This is a genomic window from Sphingobacterium sp. UBA7253 (assembly GCF_002472745.1).
Lineage (GTDB): Bacteria > Bacteroidota > Bacteroidia > Sphingobacteriales > Sphingobacteriaceae > Sphingobacterium > Sphingobacterium siyangense.
In genome coordinates, this window is the sequence record NZ_DKSP01000069.1 from 104,184 (window position 1) to 120,621 (window position 16,438).

Sequence of the window (16,438 nt, forward strand, 5' to 3'; positions counted from 1 at the left end):
TTTTGGTTCTTTTAATCCGGTGCACATAGGACACCTGATCATCGCTAATTATATGGCCAGTTTCACTGAATTGGATGAAGTTTGGTTTGTGGTCTCTCCTCAAAATCCATTTAAGAAGAAATCTACATTGGCAGATCCCTATGATCGTCTGGAGATGTTAAATCTGGCTTTGGAGGGTGCTGAACACCTGCGGGTAACAGATATTGAATTCCATTTACCAATACCGTCATATACGATAGATACGCTCACCCATTTAAAAGCAAAATATCCCAATCGTGAATTTGTGCTCCTTATGGGAGAAGATAGTTTGGAATCTTTGGAAAAATGGAAAAATGCGGATATTATCTTACGCGACTACCAGATTTATGTCTATCCACGTCCTGGATATGATGGTGGAAAGCTTAAGGATCATCCTTCAATCACCATCACAGCTACACCATTGATGGAATTGTCTTCTACCTTTTTGCGAAAGGCAATCAAGGAAAATAAAAATATTCAATTTTTTGTACCGCAAAAGGTGATAGAGTTTATCGATAAAAAAGGTTTATATTCTTGATATAGACAAAAGTAAAAGAAATATAGTATCCCTGGGTTTTATTAAATCCGGGGATTTTTGTTAGGAGCAGAGGGTATTCATTAAAAAAAGGAATTATTGTATTTAGAAATCATTGCAATTAGGAAAAGGCAGATCGGGGCGAAAGGAAGTTCTATCTAATAAAGAGGAATAATTTTTGTAGCAGTAATTTCTTTATTTTTAAAAGATATTAAATCATACGATATGAAAAGGGGACTTTTATTTTTTATTTCTTTCCTGTGTTGGGCAGGTGTTTTTGCACAAACGAATCCGGAGGATGACGAGAGTCTTTTTATGGATCCTGCCGCTATCGAAGTGCGAAACAAAATGACCATCCCGCCCTATGGTTTGGACAAAGTAAAGGCGTTAATCGCAAAAATAATCCCCGAAGAAGATAAAGAAACGACCGATGCTGGAACAAATGCAATTTCGGCTACTGATTTTAAAAAGCTATCCCTGCGCGAAAAGTTTACCTATACCATGATTCACGCAGAACTATATGCACAGAATTGCGCTATACCTGAATACCAAACGCAGATCGACAAAAAAATCTTTGGTACCTTATTGGACGGTTTTAATGAGTCGTCCTGGTCGCAAAGACAGACCGATTTTTTGCAGGAGAATAGGGATTCAGTAATCAAACTTATCCAGGAATCTGTTATCCGAAGCAAACGGATGGGGGTAAATTATAAGCATGCCCTAGTGGAACTAAACGGTTGGCAAATGATTCCTTTTATTATTGATTATGCCAAGAAGACACCGAAAGACAAAGATGCCCTGACCTTATTGATGTTGCTGATGAAACGTGGTGAATATAGTGAATTTATAAAGTCTACGTCTTTTAAAAAGTTATATGGAGAAAATAGCAATTATTACTCCTATCTAAATTACAATAAAGAAAATGAGGCGCTGATCTTTAGTCGGGCACTTAAATATTACGATGAGAAAAAAAGCAAGTAGTGCAGTTGGATTTTTAGTATTCGAAACTTCAAATTTGTATTATAACAAACGGCAAGGAGAATGAGGAAATTACTCTATTTGATGGGATTGATTGTTTTACATCTCCAATGTGAAGCCCAAGCTGGAAACTATATCCAAATTCCGGCCGGAGACTATCATTTGGGTGATACAGGTAGCCTAGACAATCCCAAAAGAGTTGTAAAAGTTGAATCGTTTTGGATCGCTAAGTTTGAGCTGACAAATGCTGAATTTGAGAAATTTGTTCAAGCAACAGGCTATAAAACATTAGCAGAACGCTATCACAACGCCATGGTCTTTGAGCCTGGCTTGGCGGAGTTTCGTTGGCTACAGGATCGTACAGCCTATTGGCGCTTTCCGAATGGCGTAAGTCGTGGCGGCATTGAGGCTAAGATGGATCATCCTGTTACCTGCATTTCCTATAAGGATGTGCTAGCATATTGTACATGGGCAAACTGTAGATTGCCCTCTTTTGACGAATGGGAGGTGGCGGCAAGAGCGGGTAGCGAAGGTTATTATTTTGAAGGTTTCAGTAAGGAGAATATGGGTGAATATGCAAATGTATGGCATGGAAGAGATCATTTGAAAGCGGATTATTCCGATGGCTATCTGTATACTTCTCCTGTCGGAAAATTCAAACCCAATCCATGGGGGCTTTATGACATCTTTGGAAATGTCTTTGAATTTTGTACCGGAAAGCTTGAAAGAGATGGTGATCGCTCTATTGCCCATGCCCGAGGAGGCTCCTGGTGGTGTAGTAAAAATAGCTGTGCTGCTTTTAATACAGTCTATATAGGTTCAGTTAGTCCCAATGCATCTTTTAGTAATCTGGGGTTTAGAATTGTAAAAAAAGTCTTTACCCCTTCGGATAAAGACTCTTAAAACAAATTCATCGTAAAGGTTGATTGTTATCTTCCCATCCAGCCACCATCCACTGTAAGGATGGTTCCATGTACATAGTCAGACGCTTTTGAAGCGAGGAATACAGCTGGCCCCTTAAAATCTTCTGGGGTTCCCCAGCGACCTGCAGGTATACGGTCCAAAATGGACTTAGAGCGTTCAGGGTCGTCTCTAAGGGCCTCGGTATTATCCGTGGCAATATATCCTGGAGCAAATCCGTTTACGTTGACACCTTTGGAAGCCCACTCATTCGCAAAAGCCTTTACTAAAGATCCTACAGCACCTTTTGAAGCGGCATATCCCGGAACATTGATGCCACCTTGGAAAGTTAACAAAGATGCTGTAAATACGATCTTTCCAGTTCCACGTGAAATCATGTCCTTTCCAATTTCACGTGTTAATATAAATTGCGCATTTTGATTGATCTCGATAATTTCATCCCAATATTCATCTGGATGCTCGGCAGCAGGTTTACGAAGGATATTTCCAGCATTGTTAAACAGGATGTCAATCGTCGGATGCGCTGATTTTACTTTTTCGATAAATTTGTAAAGTTCTGTCCGTTTAGAGAAATCACACTGATAGGCATAGAAATTTTTGCCTAATGCTTTTACGGATTTTTCTACTGCAGAGCCTTCAGTTTCCAATGACGCTGAAACGCCGATAATATCTGCTCCGGCTTCAGCCAATGCTTCGGCAATTGCCTTGCCAATTCCTCTTTTGCAGCCTGTTACCAAGGCTACTTTCCCACTTAAGTCAAAAGATTGCAGTATGGACATTATTTTGAATATTTTATTGTTAACGGTTGATCTAAATTATTTTTAAATGTTTTTACATAAGACTGCCATTGCTCAAAACTACCTATTTTACCCGCTTTATTGAATGCAGCCCCCGCAAAATAAACCAGTGGTTTATCATTTTTGACGGTGGTTGCCAGTAAAAATTGTTTTGGACTATCTTTGAATACATATTTTACTTTTGGTAGGATAACCGCAGTTCCAGTAATTTTATCTCCTTCTGCAGGTTCCCAATACGCTAAAATGCCATTCTCTACATCATTTAGAATCTGAGGTTTTTCCTCTTTTCTTTTAGCGATCCCCACAACAATTGGTGTAGCGGCTGAAGTTGCATTTTTGATGGAATAGCTTATTTTGTTCAATTGACTCCCAGCATCTAAGGAAATGGTCTTTTCAACCTGTAGCTGCTGACCTTTTACATTCTCCGGTTCATAGATAAGTTTGAATGTGGAGCGTAGCGGACCGTTGTCCAATACCTCGTATTGGCGATAATGCTTATGGTAAACAACCTGTTCGTCAATAAAGGGGGTTGCATCACCAACACCCAAGGTTTGTCCGACGGAATAATAATCTAATCCTTTGCCATGATCGGCATGATAATCCCCGGTTTTATACCATTCGTCAACAACAAGGTCATTGCTACGTTTTGCCCAGAAGTCAAAACCCTGTGCGTCCTCAGAGCTACCTTCTAAAGCCTTTCCATAGGCTCTAAACGCTGCAATATCGTTTTCCCATGCAAAGTCATCTTTGCGTTCAGGGACGTATCTTGCATAGGTCTTGGAAGCAATAGTTGTGGGTTTATTCCCATTTACCCCGAAGGTTGTTGAACTTTTAGGAGCAACGGTTATTTGGATTAAAATATTTTGTGCCGTCGGTTTTCCTAGTTTTTCAAGTTGATAGGCCAGTTCCTTTTTGTCCTTATCCACAATCGTAAATACACTGTTTTTCAGGTCGAAGTGTTTCTCGAATGTTGTATAAGGGATGCTGATCAACTCTGTTCTTGCGCTAGCGGAAGAGTTGTTTACAGTAATGGTTTTGTTGTTCTGCGCAAAAGCAAGTGTTGAAAGTCCTAGCGCTAAACTCAATACGAGTGTTTTTTTCATATTACTTCAATTCTGTGATGGCACATTTGTCCATATCGTCATAATCTAAATTTTCACCCGCCATTCCCCATATAAAGGTATAATTGGAAGTTCCAGCTCCGGAGTGAATTGACCATGGTGGAGAAATTACAGCCTGATCGTTGTGCATCCAAATATGGCGGGTCTCATCGATGGGACCCATAAAATGTGATACCGCCTGTCCCTCGGGTAATTCAAAATAGAAATAGACTTCCATACGACGATCGTGGGTATGGGATGGCATTGTATTCCATACAGAGCCCGGTTTTAACTCGGTCATTCCCATCTGTAATTGGCAGGTTTGTACCACTTTGTTCAATAACATCTGGTTGATCGTACGGTGGTTAGCTGTTTCCAATGAACCCAATTCTATTTTATTTGCATCTTCTTTCGTTACCTTTTTAGTTGGGTAGCTGCAATGTGCAGGTGTAGAGTTTAAATAGAATTTTGCGGGCTGTGCGGCGTCCTTGCTTGAAAAATAAACCTCTTGAGCACCCTGTCCGATATAAAGGGCTTCTTTGGTATTGAGATCATAAGTAATGCCGTCAACTTCAACTTGACCGTTCCCACCGACATTGATAATACCCAACTCTCTTCTAGAAAGGAAGTAAGGTTCTTTCAATAACGCCGGGATGGTATCTAATTTGATTTTTGAGCTTACAGGCATTGCTCCACCAGCCATATAGCGATCATAGTGGGTATAGACAAAATTAATTTTGTCTGCTTCAAAAACTGTTTCAATTAGAAAATTCTCCCTTAACCCTTGTGTATCTAAAGTTTTGTATTCCTTTGGCCCTATTGCATAACGGGATTCAAAATTAATGCTCATAACTGAATTATTATCTTTGTTTGTCTGTTTGAATGCTAAATTTAGGGCTAATATTTGTCAATAACGACACAATCTTACGCAAACGATGTCGTAGTAATCGGTGGTAAATCACACCCCTACCAAATTGTACCGAATAACAATATTTAACCAATGTTTAGACAGTGATTAATCAGTATTTAGTCAGTCGTTACTGAGCAAGCACTGAACAAGCACTGAACGAGCACTGAACAAGCACTGTTAAAACATATAACTTGGTTACCATCTCATCTTCGTTTGCTGCACCTAAACTCATCGCTCTCTTGCAGCTTCCCTGTGTTCGTTTGCCCCCTGTTTCGACAGTCGCTTATGCTGTTTGCCATGTCCTAATGAGCGACCTTTACAGATAATAATTGCCTGTTGTGTCAATATTATTTACATCTCGGTTTCAGATTTACTAACTTCGTATATGGTAAAGAGGAAATCCTCATATTCTAAAAGCATAAACACAGATGGATTGAACTGGGGATTCCTGATGACCTTTAAAAAAGAAATTATTTACATATGAAACCCAATATTTTAGTTGTTAATGACGACGGTATCACAGCGCCGGGGATTAAGGTGCTATTGGAGGAGATGCAGAAAATCGGAAATGTAGTTGTCGTTGCTCCTGATTCGGCGCAATCTGGAATGGGGCATGCCATTACACTTGGTAGACCGCTACGTTTGGATAAAATCAATTTATATGAAGGGGTTGAAATGTATCAGTGTTCAGGAACACCGGTAGATTGTGTGAAACTTGCGGTGAATAAAGTTTTTAAAGGGCAAAAGCCAGATATATGCGTCTCGGGAATCAATCATGGGCTCAACAATTCAATCAATGTTTTGTATTCCGGTACGATGTCTGCTGCGGTAGAAGGGGCTATTGAAGGGATTCCTTCTGTTGGTTTTTCGCTCGATAACTTTTCCCATGATGCGGATTTTAGCTATTGCAGACCTTACGTGATTTCTATTGCCGAGCAGGTGCTGGCGAATGGTCTTCCTAAAAATACATTGCTGAATGTTAATTTTCCGCAAACAGCAGGTTTTAAAGGGATTAAAATTTGTAGACAGGCAGGCGGACATTGGGTAGAAGAATTTGATGAACGCATTGATCCGCACAATCGCGATTATTATTGGACAACGGGTAAATTTGTCTTGCAGGACAGGGGGGAAGATACCGATAGTTTTGCATTGGCCAATGGTTATGTATCTGTCGTTCCGACACAGTTCGATATGACGGCACATCACGCTATCCCAGAATTGAATTCATGGAGCTTTGATCATCTGGGAAATACAAGGGGAGACGATAAACGTGAAAAATAATCTCTGGATAGGATTGGGTATCGGTACTGTATCTCCAGTATTGGCTCATATTTTAGTACGTTTTACGGATCTTGAACTTCATTTTTTACCCGAGAAACCCATGGCTATCTATACCATAGCCGTATTGGTTAATTTAGTGCTTTTACGTTTTGCGTATCGATCGGGGAACGATCATCTCGGAAAAGGAATTATTGCCAGTACTTTCTTGGCAATGATACTTTACCTGATAACGCATAGAATTACGGTTTGATTAAAATTCATAAATCCCATCTGACGGATGGGAAAAATTTTGTACAACATGAAATTAACATTAGGATTTTCTCCATGTCCAAACGATACATTTATTTTTGATGCATTGATTCATCATAAGATAGATACCAAAGGACTGGATTTTGAGGTGGAATATCAAGATGTGGAGACCTTGAACTTGAAAGCTTTTCAAGGCGATCTTGACATCACCAAGCTGAGCTATCATGCCTTTGCCTACGCGGTTGAAGATTATGAACTGCTCGATGCAGGTAGTGCTTTAGGATTTGGTGTAGGGCCTATGCTGATTACGAAGGATCCGAAATTAGCGAAATTACTTCAGCAAAAATTAGAAAGAGCTGAAAGCCTGGAGGGATTCGATCAACTGAAAGTGGGGTATCCAGGAAAATATACAACCGCTAACTTTTTATTGAGCTTGGCATTCCCCGAATTAAAAAATAAAGTAGAACTTGTTTTTTCGGATATTGAGGGAGCCTTACTTGATGGATCCATTGATTTGGGATTGATTATTCACGAAAATAGGTTTACTTATGCTGAAAAAGGACTGCATAAAGTCGTGGATCTGGGGGAGTACTGGGAGAAGACGACAAAATTTCCGATTCCTCTTGGCGGAATTGTCGTAAAACGTAGTTTGCCACAAGAGGTGAAGGATACGTTGAATACAATTTTAAAGGAAAGTGTAGAATTCGCATTTGCCAATCCGAAATCTGGACTTGAATTTATTCGTGCGCATGCACAGGAAATGAGTGAAGAGGTGATGTACAAGCATATTGAACTTTATGTCAATAAATATTCAGTAGAGCTGGGGCTTGAAGGACGTGATGCGATTACGAAGATGTTTGAAAAGGCTCAGGAACTGGGATTCATTCCGCAATCAGACCAAAAGTTGTTTTTATCATAATCAGCTGACGGTTTAGAAGCATATATTAACCAGAAAAACTTCACGTAAAGATAGCGTAATAGGGGATAAATATATATAGGATTCTTGCTGGCTGAGAGGAACTGACATTTTCAATAAAAATAACGTAAAAAAAATGGATGTAAGCTGTTAGATATCATATCTAATAACTAAATTTGCCCGATTAGTGTCAAATTGTCTGCAATTTTACTTTGGAGTCATTATTGTACAAAATCTTAAGTTGAGATAGAAAAAAAATTATGTTAAAGTTTTTAAGTAAATTATTTGGAAGTAAATCCGAGAGAGATATCAAGGGAATTCAGCCTGTGGTAGACCAAATCAAAGCTGAATATGAGAAGCTTTCAAATCTAACCAATGACGAGTTACGTGCCAAGACCGTTGATTTCAAAGAAAGAATTAAAAATTACCTAGCAGATATTGACCAAGAAATTGATACGCTTAAAAAGGAAGCGGATCAAGACGAGGACGATATGGCAAAGAAAACTTCTATTTACGAGCAAGTGGACAAATTGTCCAAAGACCGTGACAAGAAGTTGGAAGAGGTATTGAAGGATATTTTACCGGAGGCATTTGCTGTGGTAAAAGAAACTTCAAGACGTTTGACAGAAAACGAAGAATTAGAAGTTACTGCCAACGATTTTGACAGAGAATTGGCTGTTTACAAATCAAACGTTATCATCAATGGTGATAAGGCGATTTGGAAAAACAAATGGATGGCTGCAGGTACTGAGGTCACTTGGAACATGGTACACTATGATGTCCAGTTAATCGGTGGTATTGTATTGCACAGCGGTAAAATTGCCGAGATGGCAACAGGTGAGGGTAAAACGTTGGTAGGAACATTACCGACCTATCTAAATGCTCTTTCTGGTCAAGGAGTACACATCGTAACGGTGAATGATTACCTTGCTCGTCGTGACTCGGAGTGGAATGCACCGTTATTTGAGTTCCACGGGCTATCTGTTGACTGTATCGATAAACATCAACCAAATTCCCCGCAACGTCGTAAAGCTTATCAATCGGATATCGTATATGGTACGAATAATGAGTTTGGCTTCGATTATCTACGTGATAATATGGTTCAGACTCCAGATGCATTGGTGCAAGGAAAATTACACTTTGCCATGGTCGATGAGGTTGACTCTGTATTGATTGATGATGCGCGTACACCATTAATTATCTCAGGTCCGATTCCTCGTGGCGATCAACACGAATTCTACCAATTAAAACCGCGTATCGAACGTTTGGTACATGTACAGAAAGCTTACATCAATACAGTCTTGAATGATGCTAAAAAAGCGTTGGCGGCAGGAGATTCTGATGTTGAAGGCGGAGGTTTAGCATTGTTAAGAGCTTATAGAGGTTTACCTAAAAATAAAGCATTAATCAAGTTCTTAAGTGAAGGTGCTAATCGTTCTATCTTACAAAAAGTAGAAAACTACTATATGCAAGAGCAAAATAAAAATATGCCTAAAGTAGATGCAGAACTTTATTTTGTGATTGATGAAAAGAATAATCAAGTAGAATTGACAGAAAAAGGTATCGAGTTGATTACAGCAACAGGTGAAGATCCTTCATTCTTTATTTTACCGGATGTTGGTACTGAGATTGCCGAAATTGAAAAGTCTTCTTTGACTTTGGAAGAAAAGGCAGCTCAGAAAGAAGACATGCTGCGCGACTATTCAATTAAAGCAGAGCGTATTCACTCGATTAACCAGCTGTTAAAAGCATATACCTTGTTTGAAAATGATGTTGAATATATCGTTGATGAAGGTAAAGTGAAAATTGTTGATGAGCAAACAGGTCGTATCATGGACGGCCGCCGTTACTCCGATGGTTTACACCAGGCGATCGAAGCAAAGGAGAATGTGAAAGTAGAAGATGCGACACAAACTTACGCAACGATTACACTGCAAAATTACTTCCGTATGTACCACAAGCTTTCGGGTATGACAGGTACAGCGTCGACGGAAGCCGGTGAGCTTTGGGAAATTTACAAACTTGATGTGGTCGAAATTCCGACGAATCGTGTTGCACAACGCGATGACCGTCAAGATCTGATTTATCGTACGGCACGTGAAAAATACAATGCAGTAGCTGAAGAAATTCAACGATTGACAGATGCTGGACGTCCAGTATTGGTCGGTACGACATCGGTTGAAATTTCGGAGTTATTGAGCCGTATGCTTCAATTGCGTAAGATCAAACATAATGTATTAAATGCGAAGTTACACCAAAAAGAAGCGGATATCGTAGCTGAAGCTGGACGCCCAGGACAAGTAACCATCGCGACCAACATGGCTGGTCGTGGTACGGATATTAAATTGACCGAAGAAGTTAAAAATGCTGGCGGTCTTGCAATTATCGGTACCGAAAGACACGAATCTCGTCGTGTTGACCGTCAGTTACGTGGTCGTGCAGGTCGTCAAGGAGACCCAGGTTCTTCGCAATTCTTCGTTTCTTTGGAAGATAACTTGATGCGTTTATTTGCTTCAGAGCGAATCTCTAACATCATGGTGAAAATGGGTGTTGAAGAAGGTGAAGTGATGCAACATAGTATGTTGACTAAATCCATCGAACGTGCACAACGTAAAGTGGAGGAGAATAACTTTGGTATCCGTAAACGTCTATTGGAATACGATGATGTCATGAATTCACAACGTACTGTAATCTATTCGAAGCGTAAAAACGCTTTGTTTGGAGAACGTTTGGATGTGGATTTGAACAACATGATTTTTGATGTAGCCGAAGAAATTGTCGTTGAAGCAAAAGAGCAAGGTAACTATGAAGATTTCCAAATCGAAGTAATCCGTATTTTTGCGATTACACCAGAAATTACTGCGGAAGAATTTGCGCAAGGCAAAATTGAAGGCTTGACCGATCGTCTATTTGAGCATGCAATTAATGCTTACCACCATAAAATTGAAGCCGTTGGCGCTTTGACAGTTCCTGTATTGAATAATGTGTATGCGGAAAGAGGTCAAATCGTCGAAAATGTCGTTATTCCATTTACGGATGGTATCCGTGGCATTCAAGTTTCTGCGAATTTGAAAAAAGCGATCGAAAGCAACGGTAAAGAAGTTTTCAAATCTTTTGAAAAAGGAATCGTATTAGCATTAATCGACGAGGCTTGGAAAGAGCACTTGCGTGAAATGGATGATTTGAAACAATCCGTTCAAAATGCTGTTTATGAACAAAAGGATCCGATTATCATTTATAAAATGGAGGCATTTGATTTGTTTAAATCGATGTTGGCTTCCATGAATAAAGATGTTGTTAGCTTTATTTTCAAAGGAGAGATTCCGGGTCAAGAACCGACTTCTATGCAAGCGAGACAAGTACAGCAGGCGCCAGTGAAAACTGTGGAAAGCAAAGCTGAATTGGCTTCGCCTACAGGTGTGAGTGAAGAGGATGTGAATGAGGGTGCAAAAGAACCTGTTCGAAATGAGAATACTGTGGGACGCAATGACGAATGTCCTTGTGGTTCAGGAAAAAAATATAAAAATTGCCACGGCGCAAATAACTAATCGATAAGAAAGGTTAAACTATGCTGAAGAGAGGATTGATTTTCATACATGCACTTGTGTTGTTTGCGCTAGTTCAGGTGAACGCACAAGAAAAAGGTGGAGTAATTGTAACCAAAGATTCATTGATTACACAGCTTCAAAATTTCAGGGCAGCTATGGGGATCAATCCTGTCGAAAGCAAAACGACAGTAGTTCCTTCTAAACCCGTCGTCCGTTCAGCGGCAACGCGCGTCAAAGTAAGGGGATTCCGTGTACAGATCTTCGCTGGATCAAATCGGAATCAGGCATTTTCGGAGCAGACACGTTTCCGAAGCATGTATAAAGATATTGATACCTATATCACCTATGATGAACCCAATTATCGTGTTAAGGTAGGAGATTTTAGAAGTCGTTCAGAAGCAAATGCCTTCATGCGCGAGTTGCGTCAATATTTTAGCAACGTCTTTGTTTTTTCAGAGAACGTTTTTGTATATCAATAAATCAATCAACCTTATGGCAAGTACGAAAGAAAAAGTCCTGGCCTTAGCTCATCAATATTTTGAAGATACGGTTTCCAATCGTAGACATCTTCATCAGAATCCTGAACTTTCCTTCGAAGAATACAATACCTCGGCATTTGTAAAAGCGCAATTGGATGAATTGGGAATTCCTTATGAGGCTAAAGCCGATACGGGTATTGTCGCTTTAATCAAAGGTGACCTACCATCAGATGAAGTTATTGCGTTACGCGCAGATATGGATGCTTTACCAATCCAAGAAGTGGAGGGCCGTTCATATGGGTCCAAGAATCCTGGAGTGATGCATGCCTGTGGCCATGATGTACATACCTCTTCTCTTTTGGGGACAGCTAAAATATTGAATAGCCTGAAAGCCGAATTTGGAGGAACGATCAAATTGATCTTTCAGCCCGGTGAGGAGCGCTTGCCAGGAGGAGCTTCCTTAATGATCAAAGAGGGCGCTTTGCAAAACCCGGCTCCTTCGGCCATAATAGGCCAGCATGTGATGCCTTTTATCGAGGTGGGTAAGGTTGGTTTCCGTGAGGGAAAATACATGGCCTCCTGCGATGAACTGTTTATGACAGTCAAAGGCAGGGGCGGGCATGGTGCACATCCGCATCAAAATATTGATCCAATTGTTATTACAGCACAGATCATTACCGCTTTGCAACAGATCGCTAGTCGATTTGCAGACCCACGTACCCCAACGGTGTTATCTTTTGGAAAGATTATTGCCAATGGAGCGACAAATATTATTCCTGATCAGGTATATCTGGAAGGTACATTTCGCACATTTGACGAGGAGTGGCGTGCTGAGGCGCATGAAAGAATGGTGAAAATTGCTGTCGGCATTGCTGAAAGTATGGGGGCAATTTGTGAATTTGAGGTCCGTAAGGGATATCCTTTTTTAATAAACGAACCTCAATTGACTAAAAATGCACGCACTTTTGCAGAAGAATATCTTGGTAAGGAAAATGTTGTAGACTTAGATCTATGGCCTGCCGCGGAGGATTTTTCCTATTATTCGCAAGAAATTAATGCTTGTTTCTATCGTTTGGGTACAGGTAATGCAGCGCGAGGGATCTCTTCAGCTGTTCATACGCCTACCTTTGATGTGGACGAAAGCTCGTTGGAGATCAGTACGGGATTGATGGCTTATATCACGTTACGTAGGCTCGGATATTAAATTATATATGTCATCTCATCATATTGTCCGCGAAAATCAGGAACCCGCATTACTGATTGAAGATCTTTTCCTTATTGATGAAGAGGATTTGGGCCAGCTACTGGAATGGAGCCCAACCATTGTAATCGAAGAAGGAACAATGGATTTACTGGATGCACGAGGGTATAAGTTCGATATTGTTTTTACAAAAAATACCATTAACGCGTCACAGGAGAATCTGAAGGTAATTTCCTATAATAATGTTTTTCTAAGGACGGCTATTGAATACCTTATAGCACATCATTATAAAGCGGTGAATATCTTGACCGATCAGCTTGATGTGGCGTATTACGAGCCCTATCTTGAGCAGATTAATGTTGTCCTTATCACGAATGGGGTTCGCTATTGTTTTGTGACAACAGGATTCACCAAATGGAAGCCGGCAGGGGAAAGGATCCGAATTGAGGGACTTGATGCTGATGAAAAAAATACGCACGAAGGCTTGATTAAAATTGGTGACAACGAATACGAAATGGAAAAAGACGGCCTATTTGCCCTTAAATTTTCCCATGTAAAATACATATTAATAGGAGAAAAGATCGCATGATAACAATAGAATTGGCAGAACAAAGCGATATCAGAAGCATTTCCAATATGGCGCATATTATTTGGCCAGTTACTTATGGAGAGATACTTTCACAGGACCAAATTGACTTTATGCTGGAAAAAAGCTATACCGTAGAAGGATTAGCGGAAAGCATGGTTAATGGCCAATTTTTCTATGTTTTGAAAGAAGAAGGGGTAGCACAAGGATTTATTGCCTTGAGAACTCTTGAAGATCGCGTCCGTATTGAAAAGCTCTACTTGATGCCTAACGTTCAAGGAAAAGGTTTCGGAAAGGCACTGATAGACTTCGCTTCACAAAAAACACGACTAAAAGGTAAAGGTATTCTTGAACTAAATGTAAATAGAAATAACCCTGCTTACCATTTCTATTTAAAGCAGGGCTTTGAGGTCATTGAAACTATTGATATTCCTTATTATGATTATGTGCTAAACGACTATGTTATGCAAAAGGAAGTCAAAGCTTCAGCTGTTTCTTAATCTTTTAGTTTTTCGACACGGGAAGGTGTTTGTCTACCTTCTACAATTCCCGAGGTACCTATCGCGATCGCTTCTATACTGGAAATAATGTTCTGAACGTTTAGTGTAGATACCTCATCTTTTACGGTGTGGTAGTATTCATCCTTGTCCATTTGAGAGGTTGAGAACGAATGTGCCGGAACTCCCTTGGCCGCTAATACTGCATTGTCGCTTCGATAAAACAGATTTTGTTTGGTATAAGGATCTGGGTAGAATTTGAAGGTTGTATTTTTCAGGTTCTCCTGCATCAATTCACCAAGATTGGATTGATCATATCCCGTGATATATACCGTATTGGGGCCGAATTTTGAATCTTTTCCAATCATTTCCATATTGATCATCGCGACTACCTGGTCCGCATTGATATGGTTGGAAAAATATTTTGAGCCATACATGCCAAGCTCTTCTGCGGTAAAGGCGACAAAAATAAGGGTCCTTTCATTTTTATTCTGTTTTTTGTAGTAATCTGCCAGTGTCAACATCGCTGTTACGCCCGAGGCATCATCATCGGCTCCGTTGGCAATAGAATCTTGGCCTACTGCCGGAAGAATGCCAATATGATCGTAATGTCCCGAAAAGATGACGTATTCGTTGGGTTTACTTTTGCCAGGAATAATTCCCGCCACATTAAACAAGGGGAAATTTTGAAGTTTCCGTTCAATATGAATTTGAAATGTTTTGGGCTTTTCCGCTGTCAAAAGGTAGACAATCGATGGTTTTTGTTTGGTGGATTCCTCTATAAATTTTGGTGCGTTGAGCATTTTACCAAAACGTACAAAATAGCTTTCAAAGGAAGGATCTACCAAGACCAGTGTATTTTCTTTGGCCAGTGAATGTTCTCTAAATACTTTCGCAAAATCATCGCCCGATTTTATTTCGACGATGTTAAGGCTACTTTGATTATCCCACTGTAAATCCACATGGTTTCCAAGTGAAATAATATGGTCAGCTGCAATAACCTGCTTATTGATGGTTGCGGATTTGCTTACCGGAGAGATTTTATCCAATTGGAATGTTTGCCTATAACTTTGTTCTGCGTAGGGGGTCAGGCCTATTCTCTTCATTTCAGCAGCGATAAAATCTGCAGCAGGTTCGATGTCTTTTGTCAAAGCAGATCTCCCACGCATATCGTCGGCGGCTAAGGTATTGAGTATACGGCTCACATCTTGGCGTTCCTGAGCGGAAATGACTTGCTGTCCATAAGTTACTGCCGAGAGTGCTAGTAAAGATATAGACAGTATAATTTTAGGTATTGAATTCATATAAAGCTTAGTAAAGTCTGGGTGAAGATAAGGAAAATTCTACAAGCGAATTGTGCATGAAAAAAAATCCTAAAATGATGCAGACAAAATGATGCGAAGATAGGGAAATCCCGTCTAGCATTTCTAACGCCGTTAATACACTAAAAATTGAGGCTATTTTATGCTATTCTCATTAACAATGGCTGATTTTGAGCATCCATGAAAGCGAACACTTTCGGAAAAAATGTAGTATATTTGAATATTAAATAGTTTGAAAATGAAAGAAGTATCTGTACAAGAATTAAAGAATAAAATCGATAACAACGAAGATTTTCAGTTGATAGACGTTCGTGAATCCTTTGAGTATGAAGTATCAAATTTAAATGGATTGAATATTCCACTTTCAGGTATATTGATCGAAGCGGATAAGATTTCGAAAGATAAACCTGTTATCGTACAATGCCGTTCTGGAAAACGTTCTGCACAGGCGATTATGTTATTGGAACAACAGGGTTTTGACAATCTTGCAAACTTAAAAGGCGGAATTTTAGCTTGGAAAGAGGAAATCGATCCAGAGTTAGACGTTTATTAAGATGAAGAATTTGGAGCATCAGACTAAGCAAGCTTTCTTGTTTAGTCTTGCTTTTTATAGCGTAGCTATTTTAGCTCGATTATTTAACCTTGGTATATTCCCTATATTAGGTAGCCTTTCCATTTTATTGTCTCTCCTATGGGTAATATTGGTTCTACGGGAAATCATGCTTTCGAGGACAATTTCTAACACAGAAAGGATGCTGATGGCTTTGACGATCGTTTTATTAAACATTGTTGGGGGAGCATTCTATTTCTTTGGAGGATGGAGACAACGGGTATTGGGATTAATAAAAAAGTAATATGTTAAAGTATTTTTTTCTAAACATCGTGTTGAGTTTGGCTATTGTATTTTTAGTTTACAGTGGTTTCGAAGGGTATAAGGCCGGCAACATGTTGGTAACGGGATTATCCATCGCCTTTTTGGTGGTTTTGATCTACCTCCGCGTTGTTTTAAGTAAACGAGTTCGATCGCTTATTCAACAAAAAGAAAGCGGTAAACAGCAACCTACTACAAAACAAAAGAAGAAGTAATAAAAAAAGCCTGC

17 protein-coding genes are annotated in these 16,438 nt (G+C 39.7%); 13 read left to right on the forward strand and 4 right to left on the reverse strand.

What is annotated here, in order from left to right; all coding sequences use genetic code 11:
• From nadD to B2X72_RS06690, 3 genes are all read left to right on the forward strand, one after another.
• A partial coding sequence (gene nadD / locus B2X72_RS06680) for a nicotinate (nicotinamide) nucleotide adenylyltransferase (protein WP_286848737.1) occupies positions 1-556 on the forward strand: 556 nt, incomplete at its 5' end.
• A 222-nt stretch (positions 557-778) separates the two neighbouring features.
• Complete coding sequence (locus B2X72_RS06685; RefSeq protein WP_286735542.1) at positions 779-1,534, forward strand: hypothetical protein; 756 nt, start codon at positions 779-781, stop codon at positions 1,532-1,534.
• 60 nt (positions 1,535-1,594) lie between these two features.
• The gene (locus B2X72_RS06690) at positions 1,595-2,434 is read left to right on the forward strand and encodes a formylglycine-generating enzyme family protein (RefSeq protein ID WP_286848739.1); all 840 of its coding nucleotides are present in this window, start codon (positions 1,595-1,597) and stop codon (positions 2,432-2,434) included.
• Positions 2,435-2,460: 26 nt separating this feature from the next.
• Here B2X72_RS06690 and B2X72_RS06695 read toward each other — a convergent pair whose 3' ends face one another.
• Genes B2X72_RS06695 through kduI form a run of 3 tightly spaced genes read right to left on the reverse strand, consistent with a single transcriptional unit; the run spans position 2,461 to position 5,199 of the window.
• Positions 2,461-3,225 carry an SDR family oxidoreductase gene (locus B2X72_RS06695; RefSeq protein ID WP_172840746.1) on the reverse strand — a complete coding sequence of 255 codons (765 nt, stop codon included), beginning with the start codon at positions 3,223-3,225 and terminating at the stop codon, positions 2,461-2,463.
• Between the two features lie 5 nt (positions 3,226-3,230).
• Positions 3,231-4,352: a DUF4861 family protein gene (locus B2X72_RS06700; protein WP_286735543.1), complete on the reverse strand. Its 1,122-nt coding sequence runs from the start codon at positions 4,350-4,352 to the stop codon at positions 3,231-3,233.
• Position 4,353: 1 nt separating this feature from the next.
• Positions 4,354-5,199 (reverse strand): 5-dehydro-4-deoxy-D-glucuronate isomerase, encoded by an 846-nt coding sequence (gene kduI / locus B2X72_RS06705; RefSeq protein WP_120335649.1) that lies wholly within the window; start codon positions 5,197-5,199, stop codon positions 4,354-4,356.
• Between the two features lie 540 nt (positions 5,200-5,739).
• On the opposite strand from kduI, the gene surE reads away from it, so the two are divergent.
• The 8 genes from surE to B2X72_RS06745 all read left to right on the forward strand — a co-directional run bounded on the left by surE (position 5,740) and on the right by B2X72_RS06745 (position 14,019).
• Positions 5,740-6,540, forward strand: a complete 801-nt coding sequence (surE, locus tag B2X72_RS06710) for a 5'/3'-nucleotidase SurE (RefSeq protein WP_075990445.1) — start codon at positions 5,740-5,742, stop codon at positions 6,538-6,540.
• Positions 6,530-6,790: a hypothetical protein gene (locus tag B2X72_RS06715; protein WP_075990446.1), complete on the forward strand. Its 261-nt coding sequence runs from the start codon at positions 6,530-6,532 to the stop codon at positions 6,788-6,790. The genes surE and B2X72_RS06715 overlap by 11 nt, the downstream gene beginning before the upstream one ends.
• 48 nt (positions 6,791-6,838) lie before the next feature.
• Positions 6,839-7,708 carry a menaquinone biosynthesis family protein gene (locus tag B2X72_RS06720; RefSeq protein WP_088159757.1) on the forward strand — a complete coding sequence of 290 codons (870 nt, stop codon included), beginning with the start codon at positions 6,839-6,841 and terminating at the stop codon, positions 7,706-7,708.
• A 257-nt stretch (positions 7,709-7,965) separates the two neighbouring features.
• Positions 7,966-11,253: a preprotein translocase subunit SecA gene (gene secA, locus B2X72_RS06725; protein ID WP_075990447.1), complete on the forward strand. Its 3,288-nt coding sequence runs from the start codon at positions 7,966-7,968 to the stop codon at positions 11,251-11,253.
• A 20-nt stretch (positions 11,254-11,273) separates the two neighbouring features.
• Entirely contained in the window at positions 11,274-11,732 is a 459-nt protein-coding gene (locus B2X72_RS06730; protein ID WP_201666929.1) for an SPOR domain-containing protein, read from the forward strand.
• 13 nt (positions 11,733-11,745) lie between these two features.
• Positions 11,746-12,936, forward strand: a complete 1,191-nt coding sequence (locus B2X72_RS06735) for a M20 metallopeptidase family protein (protein WP_075994568.1) — start codon at positions 11,746-11,748, stop codon at positions 12,934-12,936.
• A gap of 7 nt (positions 12,937-12,943) precedes the next feature.
• Positions 12,944-13,522, forward strand: a complete 579-nt coding sequence (locus tag B2X72_RS06740) for a thiamine diphosphokinase (RefSeq protein ID WP_088159760.1) — start codon at positions 12,944-12,946, stop codon at positions 13,520-13,522.
• On the forward strand, positions 13,519-14,019 hold the full coding sequence (locus B2X72_RS06745) for a GNAT family N-acetyltransferase (protein ID WP_088159761.1): 501 nt from the start codon (positions 13,519-13,521) through the stop codon (positions 14,017-14,019). Before B2X72_RS06740 ends, B2X72_RS06745 begins: the two co-directional genes overlap by 4 nt.
• Here B2X72_RS06745 and B2X72_RS06750 read toward each other — a convergent pair.
• The gene (locus B2X72_RS06750) at positions 14,016-15,320 is read right to left on the reverse strand and encodes a M20/M25/M40 family metallo-hydrolase (protein ID WP_088159762.1); all 1,305 of its coding nucleotides are present in this window, start codon (positions 15,318-15,320) and stop codon (positions 14,016-14,018) included. The two genes, B2X72_RS06745 and B2X72_RS06750, sit on opposite strands and share 4 nt — an antisense overlap.
• A 256-nt stretch (positions 15,321-15,576) precedes the next feature.
• Between B2X72_RS06750 and B2X72_RS06755 the strand changes: the two genes are divergently transcribed.
• Together B2X72_RS06755 and B2X72_RS06760 are read left to right on the forward strand one after the other, a co-directional pair.
• Positions 15,577-15,891, forward strand: coding sequence for a rhodanese-like domain-containing protein (locus tag B2X72_RS06755; protein WP_088159763.1), 315 nt, complete (start codon positions 15,577-15,579; stop codon positions 15,889-15,891).
• Positions 15,892-16,193: 302 nt separating this feature from the next.
• On the forward strand, positions 16,194-16,424 hold the full coding sequence (locus B2X72_RS06760; RefSeq protein ID WP_046672586.1) for a DUF6358 family protein: 231 nt from the start codon (positions 16,194-16,196) through the stop codon (positions 16,422-16,424).
• The last annotated feature ends 14 nt before the right edge of the window (positions 16,425-16,438 follow it).